The organism is Citrobacter sp. MGH106, assembly GCF_001037495.1.
Taxonomy (GTDB): Bacteria; Pseudomonadota; Gammaproteobacteria; order Enterobacterales; family Enterobacteriaceae; genus Citrobacter; species Citrobacter murliniae.
The window spans coordinates 1850117-1866884 of the sequence record NZ_KQ089822.1 but is presented as its reverse complement, the minus strand read 5'-3'; the positions used below and the strand labels follow the sequence as shown (position 1 = coordinate 1866884).

The following is a 16768-nucleotide window of genomic DNA, read 5'->3' as shown; positions in this document are numbered from 1 at the left end:
TTTCATCATGCAAATTACACAAAACAAGTTTTATCTATTGGTTATATGTCCGCTTCTATTTTCGTACAGATCGAGCGCCCTGACTTTCGATACTTCTATACTTGCAGGAGCATCTGGCAAGTCTGATCTTTCTCGCTTTTATGAAAATAATGAAATGCCAGTTGGTAAACATCCATTAAATATCTACGTAAATGGTAACTGGAAAGGCTGCTATGATGTCATATACGGCAAAGAACGAGATGATATCCGTCTCGACTGGAAAGATTCACAACTACTAGGAATTAATACTCAAAATATCCCTACACCTGCAACTGAATCCGCTCAGGTGCAATTGTATGATTTGGTACAGGGAGGACGTATTGAAACGGATCCAGGTTCGTTAAGTGTAAAACTTACTGTTCCTCAGGCCGCGATAATTCGTACAGAAGAAGGTTATGTTGCCCCACAATTTTGGGATGAAGGTATCTCTGCAATAACACTTTCATACAACATGACCTACTACAACACGCAAACTAAAACACCCCCAAAAGTCAACAATGATGATTTCTACGCTGGTCTTAATTCCGGGGTTAATCTGCTCGGTTGGCAATTTCGTGATAACAGCACATGGAGTAAGCGCACCAGTAACGAAGGCCAGTGGGAAAATAATACCCGTTACTTTCGCAAACCCATTGCCGGACTGAAATCAAATCTGACTTTCGGTGATTTCTATACACCCGGAGATCTCTTTGACTCCCTTAGGATCCGAGGGTTTTCAATTAATTCTGAGATGAAAATGCGGCCTAATTCTCAACAAGGTTTTTCTCCAGTGATACATGGTATCGCGCAGACAAACGCTCTCGTTAAAGTAATCCAAAGCGGCAATATCATTTACCAGGAGAATGTACCACCGGGCCAATTTTCCCTGGACAGTATTCAGCCAACAGGTTCCGCAGGTGATCTCCTGGTGGTCATTCGTGAAGCCGATGGGACAGAGCAATCTTTCACCGTGCCTTTTTCATCTGTGCCTGGCATGCTAAAAGCAGGGGTAACTCAATACGGTATTATTGCAGGGAAAGTTAACCAGACCACTATTGATACCACTCCCTCTTTTGTTCAGGGGACTTTCAGTTATGGCATCAATAACCTAATTACGGGTTACACCGGGGCGATCATTAGTGATAACTACCAGGCTAGTTTGTTCGGTTCTGGCTGGAACCTTCCTTTCGGCGCAGTTTCAATAGATGTTACCCACGCAAACACTAAGCTAGAGAATGCTACAAATAGTGGGCAAAGCTACAGGATATCCTACAGCAAATTTATCGATTCCACTGCCACAAACTTTACTGTGGCGGCTTATCATTATTCAACTAAAGGATATTATAGTTTCAACGATGCACTTTATTCACATGAGAGTTATCATCTTCTGAAAATAAGCCATGAAGACTATGCGGATAATGTTTACAATGCAACAGATATGCCTTTTAATACTAAAGAGGCAACATACACTACACGTCCTAAAAATACATTTACGCTCAACTTAAACCAGCGTTTGACTGACTCATGGGGGACTATATTTTTATCGGGTACACAGAGCGATTACTGGGATTCAGGACAAAAAAAACTTGAATATCAAATGGGATATTCAAATTCGGTGGGAAAAACCAGCTATTCCATCTCTTCCAGCCGCGTAAGGGATATTCAAGGAAAAGAAGAAACGCGTATGTATGCTTCATTAAGTTTGCCATTTTCATTATTTGAAGAGACAGCCTGGATAAGTTCCAGTGTTTCTGCCAGTGATACACATTATGAACAAAGCAACATTAGTATAAGCGGGACCGCAATGGCTTCTAACCGGTTAACTTATTCCCTGTCCGAAAGCCACTCAAATAATGGTGATAATATGGCGAGTCTTAATGCCACATACAGGTCCAACTATTCTACCCTGGGGACATCATACAGCAAATCAGCGAATTTTCGGCAGTCAGGTATGAGCAGTCGAGGAAGCATTGTAGCGTTCCCATGGAGTATTCTCACCTCGAATGAAATAAGCAATACGATGACTATCGTAGAAGCACCTGCAGCCTCAGGGTTAATGATAAATGGTGATGAAAGCATCATTACAAACAATAAGGGCCTGGCACTTGTACCTTATGCTACGCCTTATCGCAAAAATTCAATTACGTTAGCAGAAACAGACACCCATTCAGGAGCAGAAATAATAGGAAATATGGCAAATAGCGCACCATACGATGGTGCAATTAATTATCTATATTTTGAAACAGATAAGCGACAAACATGGGAACTTCACGCAACACGGTCTGATGCTTCTCCCCTACCTTTCGGTACTGAAGTCTTTAATGAAGAGAATATCTCTGTTGGTTATGTCGGCCAGGCAAGCATGCTTTATTTGCGTGCAGAACATCCACCAAAACGCCTGAGAGTCAGGATGCGTGATAGTTACTGTGACATAACATATCCCGTATTCAGTTTGAATTCACCTACTGCTATTTGTAAATAAAAACAGGATCAATAATAATGAAGTGGCTCCTTCTCATGTTGTTAGCTTTTGTCAGCAGCACTAGCTACGCAACCTGCTCCGGTAATGGTATAAGCTATGCCGCCCCCATAAATGTCGATTTATCAGACAAACTAAGCACGGCTACGCCAGAATGGACGGGGACGTTCACTACTCAGTATGCTGGCACTTTTAACTGTACAACATATAATAGTGATTTTGCGTATACTCCGATACTCTCAAATAACATAAAATACGCAACCATTCTTGGATTCAACAATAATAAACACATGATACTTGCAGAAATAACGAGTACTCATTCAACAGTTACTTTGAAATCGAATGGATTGCACTCTGCTTCAGAGTTGAATACCCGTTTCAACATACGATTTTCGCTGGTAAACCAGGGAGGAATGGCTATCACAGGAGAAACAGTGAAACTTTATGATGTTTTGTTTGTGAGTGATCTTAGTGGATTGTCCTTTTCAGAAATCATATTATGGCCATTAAATCAGGTACAAAAAATATTCACATGGCTATTCAACGGTTTCAGGTGGCCATATGATACGCGCGACATGTTTGGTCAACCCATGATAATTAAATACTCACCGAAACAGACTACTTGTTCATTTATTAATGCTGGGTTGACGGTCAGTCTCCCTACCCTGGGAGTAAACCAGATTAACTCTTCAAACCAGCCCGGATTAACACCTTTTATATTGAATATGCGATGTCAGGATATAAGCATAGCTGGCACTTCAGACCGGGCAATCGAAATGTTTTTGTCAAGCAATACGTTACACTCCTCTGATAATTCAGTACTCGTGGACAACAGCGCATCTGGAATAAAAGGCATTGGATTGCGTTTGACTCTACAGAGTAAACCGCAAACACCAGTTATGATTTCCACCTCAAACACCAGCAGGGGTATGGCAACGCTGCTTTATAATGTTACGGCTGGACACTCTATAAGCGATAATTTTTCAATTCCGATGACAGTATACTATTACGCATGGGATAAAGAAAACATTACCCAGGGTAAAATAAACACATCCGCCACATTAAATATTATTTATCCATAAAATAAACATTCTAAATTTTATGATGATATTTTTTAAACTTACTAAAAATAATAACGAAAACATCTCATCACTGAGCGATAACAGGTGGTATCAGTAATATTTTCCTGACAACTGCATATCAGGTAAAAAGGAGAAGCGCATCCACACATAAAAAAAGTGGAGCGCTACATTGGACCTTGTGTACAAACGTCGTATTACAGTTTTAAAAACCCACGCACTTGCGTGGATTTCTTTGAGACTTGCCAGCCCATCTCCGCTTTTACCACTTATCGCTTTTGCCCCGATGGATCCGGTTACGTTTTCTACGGTTAGCTTGTTTGCACCACTTTCATGACCGCAAAGTAGAAAACAGGCACGAATATATCGCAATAAGATATAACCACACCCATTGCATTGTTTCTTACCGCTGATCGGATACTCTTTTTTCACATTATCTCTGGCGGCGTTTGCCAGTACAGGATGGAGTGCAATCGCGCTGCACATGTGGTGTGCAATGCGATAATTTTCCTTGTCAGTAGAACGTCGGCGGGTTCGCAAATGCACCGTATGCCACTGGTGGAGTGCGGTGCAGAAAGGAGAAGAAACGCGCGTTATGAATATGAATAACGAGGAGACTTTTTATCAAGCCATGCGTCGTAAGGGAGTAAGCCGACGCAGTTTTCTCAAATATTGTAGCCTTGCAGCCACATCGCTGGGTCTCGGTGCCGGAATGACGCCGAAAATAGCCTGGGCACTGGAGAATAAACCCAGAATTCCGGTTGTCTGGATCCATGGCCTGGAATGTACCTGCTGCACCGAATCGTTTATCCGCTCCTCTCACCCTCTCGCCAAAGATGTCATCCTCTCACTGATTTCCCTCGATTATGACGACACCCTGATGGCCGCCGCCGGTACGCAGGCCGAAGAGGTATTTGATGACATCCTCAACCGCTACCACGGCAGATATATATTGGCAGTAGAAGGTAACCCTCCTCTGGGTGAGCAAGGCATGTTCTGCATCAGCGGCGGACGCCCATTTATCGAGAAATTAAAGAGAGCCGCTGCGGGAGCCAGCGCGATTATCGCCTGGGGAACCTGCGCGTCCTGGGGCTGCGTTCAGGCGGCCCGGCCTAATCCAACCCAGGCGACACCTATCGATAAAGTGATCACCGACAAACCGATCGTCAAGGTCCCCGGTTGCCCCCCCATCCCGGATGTCATGAGCGCCATCATTACTTATATGGTGACCTTTGATCGTCTGCCTGACCTGGATCGTCTGGGACGCCCACTCATGTTTTATGGCCAGCGCATTCACGACAAATGCTACCGCCGCGCGCATTTTGATGCCGGTGAGTTCGTCGAGAGTTGGGATGATGACGCCGCCCGTAAAGGATACTGCCTGTACAAAATGGGCTGTAAAGGGCCAACCACCTATAACGCCTGTTCTACCACCCGCTGGAATGGTGGTGTCTCCTTCCCGATCCAGTCTGGTCACGGTTGTCTGGGATGTTCAGAGAACGGTTTCTGGGATCGCGGTTCGTTCTATAGCCGTGTGGTCGATATTCCACAGATGGGTACTCACTCTACCGCCGATACCGTGGGTCTCACCGCCCTCGGTGTCGTAGCCGCAAGTGTGGGCGTGCATGCTGTCGCCAGCGCCGTGAATCAACACAACCGACATAAACAGCAATTAGCAGAAGCCGGACAACAGCAGTCAGACAAAGAGGACAAACAGGCATGAGTAACCAGTATCAAACCCAGGGATATACAGTAAATAATGCCGGTCGTCGTCTGGTTGTAGACCCCATTACCCGTATCGAAGGACACATGCGATGCGAGGTAAACATTGATGAGCAAAACATCATTACTAATGCAGTTTCCTGCGGCACCATGTTTCGGGGCCTGGAGATTATTCTTCAGGGACGCGACCCGCGTGACGCCTGGGCGTTTGTCGAACGTATTTGCGGAGTATGTACCGGCGTACATGCGCTTGCATCGGTCTATGCCATTGAAGATGCCATTGGCATCAAAGTGCCCGATAACGCCAACATCATTCGTAACATCATGCTGGCCACACTGTGGTGCCATGACCACCTGGTGCACTTTTATCAGTTAGCCGGAATGGACTGTATTGACGTCCTGAACGCCCTGAAAGCCGATCCGCGCGCAACATCACAACTGGCACAGAGTCTCTCTTCGTGGCCGATGTCATCACCTGGCTACTTCTTTGACGTACAAAACCGTCTGAAGAAATTTGTCGAAGGTGGTCAGTTGGGGATCTTCCGTAACGGTTATTGGGGACACCCTCAGTACAAACTGTCGCCGGAGGCCAACCTGATGGGTTTTGCCCACTATCTGGAAGCCCTCGATTTTCAGCGCGAGATTATCAAAATCCATACCGTGTTTGGCGGTAAGAATCCCCATCCTAACTGGATTGTCGGCGGCATGCCATGCGCTATCAACATCGATCAGAGCGGCGCGGTAGGCGCTGTCGATATGGAACGTCTCAACCTGGTTCAGTCGATCATCACCCGCACAGCCGACTTCATCAACAATGTGATGGTCCCTGACGCACTGGCCATCGGCCAGTTCAATAAGGCGTGGAGTCAAATTGGTACCGGACTGTCTGATAAATGCGTATTGAGCTACGGCGCTTTCCCGGACATCGCTAACGACTTCAGCCAGAAGAGTCTGCTGATGCCTGGTGGCGCTGTCATTAATGGCGATTTTAATAACGTGATGCCAGTAGATCTGGCCGATCAGCAACAGATTCAGGAATTCGTAGATCACGCCTGGTATCGTTACCCTGACGATCAACTGGGCCGCCATCCGTTCGAAGGTATCACAGAGCCCTGGTATAACCCGGGCGACGTCAAAGGCAGTGATATTCATATCCAGCAACTCAACGAGCAAGAACGCTACTCCTGGATTAAAGCGCCTCGCTGGCGTGGTCACGCCATGGAAGTTGGACCGTTAGCGCGCACGCTGATTGCCTACCACAAAGGAGATGCCGCCACGATTGAATCAGTAGATCGAATGATGTCCGCGCTCAACCTGCCATTATCGGGTATTCAGTCAACGCTGGGTCGCATCCTGTGTCGCGCACATGAAGCACAGTGGGCCGCGAGTAAACTGCAATACTTCTTCGACAAACTGATGACCAACCTGAAAAACGGCAATCTGGCTACTGCCAATACCGATAAGTGGGAACCTGCAAGCTGGCCGCAACACTGTCGCGGTATCGGTTTTACCGAAGCGCCTCGCGGAGCATTAGGGCACTGGGCGTCGATTCGCGATCATAAGATCGATCTGTATCAGTGTGTGGTTCCGACAACCTGGAATGCCAGTCCGCGCGACCCCAAAAGACAAATTGGTGCCTACGAAGCGGCATTGATGGGAACCCGGATGGCAATCCCGGATCAACCACTGGAGATCCTGCGAACTTTGCACAGTTTCGATCCCTGTCTGGCTTGTTCAACCCACGTACTCGGCGACGACGGCAGCGAACTCATCTCAGTCCAGGTACGCTAAGCGTTAAGGAAAGGAACGATGACTGGAACGACACCCAAACGCGTCGGGGAGGCGCGTGACACCGCCGTCACCCACTATGTGTTCGAAGCACCTGTGCGCTTGTGGCACTGGCTTACGGTGGGCTGCATGTTGGTTTTGATGGTGACGGGATACTTTATTGGCCGCCCTTTACCGTCCGTCAGTGGTGAGGCCACCTATCTGTTCTATATGGGAGACATCCGGTTGGTGCATTTCGCTGCCGCGATGCTGTTCACGGTGATACTGCTGGGGCGCATCTACTGGGCCTTCGTGGGTAACCGTTATTCACGAGAACTGTTTGTGGTACCGGTCTGGCGCCGCAATTGGTGGCTGGGGGCATTTTCGGTGGTGCGCTGGTATCTGTTTCTGGAAAAAAAACCGGGGGATGATATCGGACATAACCCTATCGCACAGGCAGCGATGTTCGGTTACTTCCTGTTATCGGTTTTTATGATCCTCACCGGTTTTGCCCTATACAGCGAGCATAGTCAGTACGCCATCTTTACCCCCTTCCACTATGTGACGGCATTTTTCTACTGGGCTGGTGGTAACTCTATCGACATTCACAGCTGGCACCGGTTAGGAATGTGGCTCATTGCTGCCTTCATCACCGGACATGTTTATATGGCAATCCGCGAGGACATCATGTCTGACGATACCGTCATCTCAACCATGATCAACGGCTACCGTAGCCACAAATTTCCCCGACGTCAGCACGACAAGGAGGCGTCATGAGTGAGCCAAACGTCATTGTGATGGGCCTGGGCAACTTGTTGTGGGCAGACGAAGGATTTGGCATTCGTGTCGCTGAACGCCTGTACGCCCATTACCACTGGCCGGAATACGTGGAGATCGTTGACGGTGGCACTCAGGGATTGAACCTTCTGGGTTACGTTGAGAGTGCCAGCCATTTGTTGCTGCTTGACGCCATCGACTACGGACTCGCACCAGGCACCCTGCAAACCTACGCCGGTGAAAAAGTTCCCAGTTACCTCAGCGCAAAAAAGATGAGCCTGCACCAGAACAGCTTTTCCGAGGTGCTTGCCCTGGCTGATATTCGCGGTCATCTGCCCTCGCACATTGCTTTGGTCGGGCTGCAACCGGCACAACTGGACGAATATGGTGGGAGTCTGACCGACATCGCGCGCGCTCAGCTACTGGCTGCGGAGCAAGCCTCACTTAGGCAACTGGCTGCATGGGGCATTGTGCCAGAAGCAAACGAAGAAGCGCGTTGCCTTAACTATGAATGCCTGTCGATGGAAAACTATGAAGGTATACGCATCCGCCAGTACCGGATGACGCTGGAGGAACAAGAGAAGTGTTGAATGACAACCCGTTTTCTGCGCTATGGCAACGGATGCTGGCCCGTGGCTGGCAGCCGCTGAACGCGTCTGAACTGGACACCTGGATAGAACGTGTTAGTGATGGCGTCGTACTGCTCAGTAGCGATCCCCGCCGCACACCGGAAGTCAGCGATAACCCGGTGATGATGGCCGAATTACTCCGTGAGTTTCCCCTGTTTGACTGGCACATAGCCATGGCTGACCTGGAACAAAGTGAAGCGATTGGCGATCGTTTCGGCGTATTTCGTTTCCCTGCCACCCTGGTGTTTACCCGCGGGGAACTACGCGGCATCCTCAGCGGCATCCACCCATGGGCCGATCTGCTTTCCATGATGCGCCCACTGGTTGAAGAACGCGTTCCAGCGGAGTCTGAAAAATGAGCGATTCCTTTTTCCATCTGCTGGGGCCGGGGACACAACCAGACGATGACAGTTTTACTATGAATCCATTGCCTCTCACCTGCCAGGTAAACAGCGCCCCCAGCATGGCGGCGCTGGAAAGCTGCCAGCATAGCCCGACGGTGATGGCATTGTTAGCCGAACTGCGCAAACAACTCACCCGGCGCATCCCTGCCAAAGAGGAAGTCCTCGGGTGGGATTTATCCGCACTAAATGCAGACGATCTCACGTTTCTCAATACATTGCTGGGTGAAGGAGAAGTTTCAGCACGTATTCAGCATGCAGATGGCAGCGAGAGCGAGATCCAGGAGTCAATTTTCTGTGGTATCTGGCGGATACGTCGCCAGTCCAGCAATCAGCAATGGGAAGAGCGACTGGAAGCAGGTAGCGCCCCTCTGGTGCTGTGGCAGGCGGCAACACTGAATACATTGCCGGACGATACCCTGCTGCCACCGCCAGTCGACGGGTTGATGAACGGCCTGACGCTGGCCCAGGAATTACTGGCACACGTTCGCAACCCGGCAACGCAACCCCACAGTATCAATCTCACCCAACTCCCGATTAGCGACGCTGACCGTCTGTTCCTCACACGCTTATGCGGCCAGGGCCACATCCAGATCCGCACTGTTGGTTACGGTGAAAGCCAAATCGATGCTACGGCATTACGCCATGTCTGGCATGTCCGCTGCCTGGATACTCTCAAGGGGATCCTGCTCGATAGTTACGAAATCTGTCCGTTGCCTGAACTGGTGCAGGCCGCGCCGGAAGATCTGCTCGACTCACTCCAGCGCCTGAACGAAGTCTGCGGCTGGCTGGAAGGGCCTCCACATTTTTAAGGTCCGTTACCTGGGCCAGTTGCATTTTCTGTTGCTGGTCTGACGCAGTTTGTCTTTCCCATTATTTCCATTCATCTGATTATTGCCTACAGGAGTTCGCATGTGGGATGTCATTGACTTATCGCGCTGGCAATTTGCTCTGACCGCGCTTTATCATTTCCTGTTTGTCCCCCTGACACTGGGGTTGATCTTTTTACTGGCCATCATGGAAACCCTCTACGTCGTGACGGGCAAAACAATCTACCGCGATATGACGCGTTTCTGGGGTAAGTTATTCGGCATTAACTTTGCTTTGGGAGTGGCGACCGGCCTGACCATGGAGTTTCAGTTCGGCACTAACTGGTCACTCTATTCCAACTATGTGGGCGATATTTTCGGTGCCCCGCTGGCGATGGAGGCCCTGCTGGCCTTCTTTCTTGAATCCACTTTCGTGGGATTGTTCTTTTTCGGCTGGCATCGCTTAACCAAATATCAGCACCTGCTGGTGACCTGGCTGGTCGCGTTTGGCTCCAATATCTCGGCGCTGTGGATCCTCAATGCCAACGGCTGGATGCAATACCCGACAGGCGCGCACTTCAATATAGATACACTCCGCATGGAGATGAGCAGCTTTAGCGATCTGGTCTTCAACCCCGTCAGCCAGGTGAAATTTGTGCATACCGTGATGTCCGGTTATGTAACTGGCGCTATGTTTGTTATGTCTATCAGCGCCTGGTATCTGTTGCGTGGTCGCAATCGCGAGTTTGCCCTTCGCTCCTTCGCGGTTAGCTCAGTATTCGGCACACTGGCTATCCTCGGCGCTCTGCAACTGGGTGACAGCTCTGCCTATGAGGTTGCCCGGCTCCAGCCGGTAAAACTGGCAGCAATGGAAGGCGAGTGGCAAACCGAACCTGCGCCTGCCCCATTTCATGTGATCGCCTGGCCACAACAGGAACAAGAGCGTAATGCCTTTGCCGTGAAGATACCGGCACTGCTTGGCATTCTGGCTACCCACTCGTTAGATACGCCGGTTCCAGGGTTGAAGAATCTGATGGCGGAGACGTTACCCCGATTGCAACGTGGCCGGGTTGCGTGGCTGCTGATGCAGAAAATTGCCAATGGGGACCGCACACCTCAGGTGCTCAGCGCTTTCCACCGAGTAGAAAATGATTTGGGTTATGGCATCCTGCTGGCGAATTATGCCCCCAACATGAACAATGTCACACCAGATCAATATCAGGCAGCGCAACGCGGCGCAATACCGCAGGTAGCACCTGTATTCTGGAGTTTTCGCATCATGGTGGGATGCGGCTCCGCTCTGCTGCTGGTAATGGCGATTTCACTGATACAGACCTTACGCATGCGCATCGACCAACATCGCTGGGTGCTGCGTATGACGCTCTGGAGCCTGCCGTTACCGTGGATCGCCATTGAAGCAGGCTGGTTCATGACCGAGTTTGGCCGACAACCGTGGGCGATTCAGGACATTCTACCGACCTGGTACGCTCATTCAGCCCTGACCGCAGGTCAACTGGCCTTCTCTATGGGACTGATCCTTACGCTTTACACCCTGTTTTTAATTGCTGAAGTCTATCTGATGCAGAAGTACGCACGTCTTGGGCCGAGTGCGATGCAGAATCAACAACCGATGCAACAACAGGGATAAAGGAGACAATCATGTTGGATTATGAAACGTTACGGCTCATTTGGTGGCTGCTGATAGGCATCATTCTGGTAGCATTTATGGTCACTGACGGATTTGATATGGGAGTGGGATGCCTGTTACCACTGATCGCACGTAACGATGACGAACGTCGGGTGTTGATCAATAGCGTCGGTGCGCACTGGGAAGGTAACCAGGTGTGGCTCATTCTGGCAGGCGGTGCATTATTCGCCGCCTGGCCACGTGTCTATGCCGCCGCGTTTTCGGGGTTTTACGTAGCGATGATTCTGGTGCTGTGTGCTCTCTTCTTTCGTCCGTTGGCCTTTGACTATCGCGGTAAGATTGTTAATAGTCGCTGGCGCGCCTTGTGGGACACCGGATTGGTTATAGGGAGTCTGGTGCCCCCTGTTATCTTCGGCGTTGCGTTTGGCAATCTGTTCCTCGGGGTTCCATTTGCCTTTACGTCGCAGCTTCATGTGGAATACTTTGGCTCCTTCTGGCAGTTACTCTCGCCCTTTGCTCTGCTGTGCGGCGCATTAAGTCTGATGCTGGTGATCCTGCAAGGGAGCGTGTGGTTGCAGCTGAAGACCGATGGCATTATTCGCCAACGGGCGTTGTCTGCCACCAGCCGCAGCGCAATGCTGGTAGTGCTCTGTTTCCTGTTAGCCGGATACTGGCTATGGGCGGGTATTAATGGCTTTGTACTGCTCAGCCAAAATGCTAATGGCCCTTCCAACCCGCTGCTAAAGGCCGTGACGATATTACCTGGTGCCTGGATGAATAACTTCATGCATACGCCGCTTCTGCTGATTATTCCGCTGCTTGGCATGCTTTTTCCGATGCTCACACTCTATGCCTGCACCCACCGTCGGATTGTCTGGGGATTCCTGTTTTCTTCACTGACTCAGGCCTGTGTGATCTTCACTGCCGGAATAACTCTGTTTCCGTTTGTGATGCCATCAAGCACGCACCCACTTTCCAGTCTGACGGTGTGGGATAGCACCTCCAGTCAAATGACGCTCAGTATTATGCTGATTATTGTGTTGATTTTTCTGCCGATCGTCCTGCTCTACACCCTGTGGAGTTATTACAAGATGTTGGGGCGAATTAATTCAGAAACTCTCCGCCGCCACCATCATGAACTTTACTAGGAGGTCTGTATCATGTGGTATTTATTTTGGTCCTTCAGCATTGTGCTGATGTGCTCGTTGTCTACGCTGGCCCTGGTATGGCTTGAATCTCGTCAGAAATAGATTTTAACCGGAGGGAGTGATACGCAACCTCCGGTTTATTTTATTGGTAATTGCAAAATATCCATTGTTAAGTCATGTGTAACATCAGAAGTGAAGAGTTTGCGCTCCTCACTACCAGCCAACATGTTACTTACTGATTTTACGGAGTTCTGTCACGGGCACGCCGCCAATACCCCAGTTATCTGTGTCAACCTCATCAATAACGACAATAGTTGTACTTGGATTTTTATTGAGCACATCGACCAACAATTGGGTAACCCCTTCCATCAACATTTTCTTTTGTTTATCTGTAGCACCTTCTTTCGTGATCTTTATATTTACGTAAGGCATGTTAACTCCTGTGAATTATATAAGTAACTATAACCAATTTCGGCTACATTATTTAATAGCGAACACCAACATGGCAATGCTATTTATTAGCAAACACTCTGTTTCATTTTTTACTAAAACTATCTAAGTATTTAACTTTTTCGTGCTGGAAATAGCTAATTCCTGCTGCGGCAAATAATGAACCTGCGCCCAAAAGAATCGATAGCGTCATCCCATTTTTGCTGGCCTGAAGCGCACTCACCATTAACGGTCCGGCGACTTGCCCGATGCCGTAGGTAAGCGTCACCAGCCCCAGCATGTTTATCTTACCTGGTGCTTTAATCTTTTTCGCCAGTGGCATGACCAGGGAACTTGTTCCCATAAATGTTGCACCAAAGCCAATACAACTTAAGGTCAATAGCCAGGGAGAATTTATGAATGATGCCAATACGACACAACTCGCCTGCACAATTAAGTTAACAGTCAGGCAAGGCAAGATATTCCACTGACGGGCAGCCCATAACCAACCGTAACACCCGGGGATAACCGCAAGACCAACAATCGACCATATATGATTTGCCAGAAAGTCATTTCCCATCCCTTGCGCCATTAACGGTAAATATGTAGCCACAATGATGTAACCAAAACCGGCCAGTCCATACAATAGTGCCAAATTCCACCATTGAATATCAGGCACTGACGTAGCGATCATTTTTTCGGGTGCGATAATATTTTTATTTTTTGGTAGCAAAATAATCAATACTACGAATAACATTGCAGATATAAACGCAGCACCTGACCATAAAAATTTTGAGTTTGCCGCGTAAGCAACACCGGCAATAACATATTCGTTACCAATAAAAATGCCTGCTCCGACACCGGCAAACAAGGAGGCGATGACAAAGGGATTGTGGGTATGCTGCAGGATAAGCATTGATCCAAATATCATCATGCCCGCACTCGCCACTCCAGCCATAAATCTGATGCATAAAACGATCTCAGGCGACGTCACAATGGCCATGAAATAAATAAGTATTCCGGTGGCGAGCGCAGCTGCCAGTAACATTCCCCTGAGATGATTCGCCCCGTTAAATATACCGAACGAGAAAAGAAGGCTTCCGACCAGGTATCCCGCATAGTTTGCGCTGGCAATCAGTGACAACTGCGAAAATGTGAAAATACCCTCATGCAGCATGACCGGAAGCATAGGTGTATATAAAAAACGCCCTATTCCCATTCCTAATGTTAGTACGATCATGCCGAATACAGCTGTACTCACTTGACGATGACCAGCAACGCTGTGCTCAAGATCCATTTTTTGGACTCAATATGCTAACCAAACTTAATTGTTATCTTACGTGATAAAATGATAATAAAAAGTTAATATAAATGACAAATGCGTTCACTTTGAGTGACAGTCCCTATGAACAGTACCTCCCTTAACTTGTTTAAAACCGTCGCTGAAACAGGCTCGATATCAGCAGCAGCCCGCAATCTCCACTGCGTTTCCTCCAATGTTACAACCCGTCTTAAGCAGCTGGAGTCAAGCCTTGATGTCTCGTTGTTTATACGTGAGAAAAACCGTCTCCATATCACACCTGAGGGTGAGCTTCTTCTGCGATATGCCAACAAAATTCTGGCACTTTTAGATGAAGCGGAGCTGTCCATGCAGGGGACAAAAGCGGCAGGTCCTTTACGCATAGGCGCAATGGAAACCACAGCAGCCGTACGTCTCCCATCCTTACTGGCAAATTTTCACCGGGAAATGCCTTTCGTTGAGCTGAATTTAAAGACGTCTTCAACAGAAGTGCTGGTACAACAGATCCTCAATAGCGAGCTGGATATTGCTTTCGTTGCTGACCACCATGGCTTACATGCTGAGAATTCGAGGCTGCAATCGCAGGTTTTATGTCAGGAAACGCTTGTACTGGTGACCGCAGCAGAGCACCAGGACGTTACTACAGGATCTGACCTTAAGGTGACAAGACCACTGGTCTTTGTGAAGGGATGTAATTATCGCGCCAGATTAGGGCAATGGCTGCGACTGCAGAATGTAGATTATGCTGACCCTCTGGAGTTTGGCTCATTTCAGGCTATTCTCGGCTGCGTTAGCGCTGGGATGGGAATTGCACTTTTGCCGGAGAGCATCGTCAGGCAGTATGAAGGCAATTTCCCAATACGTTGGCACAGCATTACGCCAGAGATTGGTAATGTAAACACTGTGATGATCTGGTTGAAAAACCGGGAAGTCAGCCGCGTACTTAATTGCTTCGTATCATTTGTTGCAACGGCTTAATTTATAGATAAAAACCAGGGAATCCGTGAATATAGACACCTCAGACAATGCCTTGTCTGAGGTCCACGGTAGTATATAAAGAGCTTCAATATACTCACGCATTGGTATTATTTTTTTGTCGACCTCATCACCTTTTTCCTAAGTAAAATTCATTAGCTGAACTGGCACAAGACTAATACTTATCCTAGGGTTTAATCATGGCTTCCTGTATCACATTATTGCTTTTTTAAAGCAAAAAATGTGGTTATTTGAAAAAGGTAAAGAATATGGCTCCAGTCATAAGCGCACGCTTAATTCTTTTTTGCACCGCCTTTTCCATTCCTTCAGCAGCAAATGCCGCGACCGCGAATGGCACATTTCAGGTGCTTATGACTATTCAAAAGGCCTGTACCGTCACTACCGGTTCATCTTCAAATATTACTCTTGGGCCAGTTAATACCACTGCGACAAATACCAGCGCCAGTAACACAATTTCCATCAACTGCTCCAAAACTACTCCTTATTTTATTGGTCTGTCACCTTCAGCAGGCAATGGCGGTAATACAACAGGTGCAGGTGCTATGTCCTCTGTTGCTAACGCAGCGACGAACTCAGATAAAGTGCCTTATCAGTTGAATCAAACATCAGCAACTGGCCCGGTCTGGGGGAATACTGCAACCACAACGTCTGTGGGAAATGGTGTTGCCTCAATCGGAACCGGACAGGGGCAAAACTTCACCGTTTATGCCACAGCACCAAGCGCCAACTTCACTCCTGACGACTATGCCGACACCGTAACGGTTAACGTTAACTATTAACCTCAGGAAGACAAATGATATTTAAACTGCCTCTTCAGCAGTGCGCCTGCACGTGCCTGCTAGGGTTAGCTATGAGCATAAACACCGCCACGGCAAGCGGACTTCAGATAGCACCTGTTACGTTAACGCTGCAGGCAACGCAAAACGCCGATGGGATCTGGTTAAGCAACGCGGGTGATAGCGTGCTCAATGCCCAGGTCCGGGTTTTTCGCTGGAGTCAGAGCGCTTACGGCGACAGGTTATCCCCCTCCCAGGGACTTGTTATAAGTCCACCGATGCTGGCATTAGCACCGGGTGAACGTCAGTTGATTCGCGTTATTCGCACCGCTCCGCCATCAACCCAGGCAGAAGATGCTTACCGGTTATCCATCGATGAATTACCGCCCACAAAATTACAAAAAAATAAGCTGCAATTTGTCCTGCATTATTCCGTGCCCGTTTTTATTCAGCCAGCCACACAGGCTGAAACCGAAGCAAAACTTCAATGGAAGTTACAACTACTGGATGGCAAAAAATTCCTTGAAGTCAGTAATCAGGGAAACGGACATGCACAATTATCTGCTGCAACTTTTATTAATCATAACGGTACCAAAAAAGTCATTACGTCGGGACTGCTAGGTTATGTTCTTCCAGGCTCAACTATGCGGTGGATATTATCCCCGTCCGCCAGTGATACCCATAATGGCGGTAAAGTTGAAGTAACAGTAAATGGCCAAAAAACAGTACAAGATCTCTGACTGGTCATGCTTTCTGCTGAAATTTTGCTTACTCAACGGAGCATTAATAT

At 48.3% G+C, this 16768-nt stretch carries 17 protein-coding genes; 14 read left to right on the top strand and 3 right to left on the bottom strand.

Features of this window, described 5'->3' with window-relative positions:
* Nucleotides 1-7 precede the first annotated feature (7 nt).
* Together SK36_RS08930 and SK36_RS08925 are read left to right on the top strand one after the other, a co-directional pair.
* Nucleotides 8-2500, top strand: coding sequence for a fimbria/pilus outer membrane usher protein (locus SK36_RS08930; protein ID WP_048221347.1), 2493 nt, complete (start codon nt 8-10; stop codon nt 2498-2500).
* 14 nt (nt 2501-2514) lie between these two features.
* Nucleotides 2515-3579: a fimbrial protein gene (locus tag SK36_RS08925; protein ID WP_048221346.1), complete on the top strand. Its 1065-nt coding sequence runs from the start codon at nt 2515-2517 to the stop codon at nt 3577-3579.
* Between the two features lie 90 nt (nt 3580-3669).
* Here the strand turns inward: SK36_RS08925 and SK36_RS08920 are convergent, their stop codons facing one another.
* Nucleotides 3670-4062: a hypothetical protein gene (locus SK36_RS08920; RefSeq protein ID WP_045443766.1), complete on the bottom strand. Its 393-nt coding sequence runs from the start codon at nt 4060-4062 to the stop codon at nt 3670-3672.
* A 115-nt stretch (nt 4063-4177) separates the two neighbouring features.
* Between SK36_RS08920 and hyaA the strand changes: the two genes are divergently transcribed.
* From hyaA to cbdX, 9 genes are all read left to right on the top strand, one after another.
* Nucleotides 4178-5299 carry a hydrogenase 1 small subunit gene (gene hyaA / locus SK36_RS08915; RefSeq protein ID WP_045449661.1) on the top strand — a complete coding sequence of 374 codons (1122 nt, stop codon included), beginning with the start codon at nt 4178-4180 and terminating at the stop codon, nt 5297-5299.
* A complete protein-coding gene (gene hyaB / locus SK36_RS08910; RefSeq protein ID WP_048221345.1) occupies nt 5296-7089 on the top strand; it encodes a Ni/Fe-hydrogenase large subunit in 1794 nt (597 codons plus the stop codon). Before hyaA ends, hyaB begins: the two co-directional genes overlap by 4 nt.
* 18 nt (nt 7090-7107) lie before the next feature.
* Nucleotides 7108-7842, top strand: a complete 735-nt coding sequence (hyaC, locus tag SK36_RS08905) for a Ni/Fe-hydrogenase b-type cytochrome subunit (RefSeq protein ID WP_048221344.1) — start codon at nt 7108-7110, stop codon at nt 7840-7842.
* The gene (gene hyaD, locus SK36_RS08900) at nt 7839-8432 is read left to right on the top strand and encodes a hydrogenase 1 maturation protease (protein WP_045443784.1); all 594 of its coding nucleotides are present in this window, start codon (nt 7839-7841) and stop codon (nt 8430-8432) included. Before hyaC ends, hyaD begins: the two co-directional genes overlap by 4 nt.
* Nucleotides 8426-8830, top strand: coding sequence for a hydrogenase-1 operon protein HyaE (gene hyaE / locus SK36_RS08895; protein WP_048221343.1), 405 nt, complete (start codon nt 8426-8428; stop codon nt 8828-8830). The genes hyaD and hyaE overlap by 7 nt, the downstream gene beginning before the upstream one ends.
* Entirely contained in the window at nt 8827-9684 is an 858-nt protein-coding gene (locus tag SK36_RS08890; protein ID WP_048221342.1) for a hydrogenase expression/formation protein, read from the top strand. Before hyaE ends, SK36_RS08890 begins: the two co-directional genes overlap by 4 nt.
* A 100-nt stretch (nt 9685-9784) precedes the next feature.
* Nucleotides 9785-11329 (top strand): cytochrome bd-II oxidase subunit 1, encoded by a 1545-nt coding sequence (appC, locus tag SK36_RS08885; protein ID WP_048221341.1) that lies wholly within the window; start codon nt 9785-9787, stop codon nt 11327-11329.
* An 11-nt stretch (nt 11330-11340) separates the two neighbouring features.
* A complete protein-coding gene (gene appB, locus SK36_RS08880; protein ID WP_045443796.1) occupies nt 11341-12477 on the top strand; it encodes a cytochrome d ubiquinol oxidase subunit II in 1137 nt (378 codons plus the stop codon).
* A 12-nt stretch (nt 12478-12489) separates the two neighbouring features.
* Entirely contained in the window at nt 12490-12579 is a 90-nt protein-coding gene (gene cbdX, locus SK36_RS25230; protein ID WP_075261768.1) for a cytochrome bd-II oxidase subunit CbdX, read from the top strand.
* 126 nt (nt 12580-12705) lie between these two features.
* Here cbdX and SK36_RS08875 read toward each other — a convergent pair whose 3' ends face one another.
* Both SK36_RS08875 and SK36_RS08870 read right to left on the bottom strand, forming a co-directional pair.
* On the bottom strand, nt 12706-12909 hold the full coding sequence (locus tag SK36_RS08875) for a 2-hydroxymuconate tautomerase family protein (protein ID WP_045443799.1): 204 nt from the start codon (nt 12907-12909) through the stop codon (nt 12706-12708).
* A gap of 103 nt (nt 12910-13012) precedes the next feature.
* Nucleotides 13013-14203: an MFS transporter gene (locus SK36_RS08870; RefSeq protein ID WP_048221340.1), complete on the bottom strand. Its 1191-nt coding sequence runs from the start codon at nt 14201-14203 to the stop codon at nt 13013-13015.
* A gap of 108 nt (nt 14204-14311) precedes the next feature.
* Here SK36_RS08870 and SK36_RS08865 point away from each other — a divergent pair, with 108 nt between their 5' ends.
* The 3 genes from SK36_RS08865 (at nt 14312) to SK36_RS08855 (ending at nt 16718) form a co-directional block, all read left to right on the top strand.
* Complete coding sequence (locus tag SK36_RS08865) at nt 14312-15184, top strand: LysR substrate-binding domain-containing protein (protein WP_048221339.1); 873 nt, start codon at nt 14312-14314, stop codon at nt 15182-15184.
* Nucleotides 15185-15450: 266 nt separating this feature from the next.
* Nucleotides 15451-15981 (top strand): Csu type fimbrial protein, encoded by a 531-nt coding sequence (locus tag SK36_RS08860; protein ID WP_045443808.1) that lies wholly within the window; start codon nt 15451-15453, stop codon nt 15979-15981.
* A gap of 14 nt (nt 15982-15995) precedes the next feature.
* Entirely contained in the window at nt 15996-16718 is a 723-nt protein-coding gene (locus SK36_RS08855) for a fimbrial biogenesis chaperone (protein WP_048221338.1), read from the top strand.
* The last annotated feature ends 50 nt before the right edge of the window (nt 16719-16768 follow it).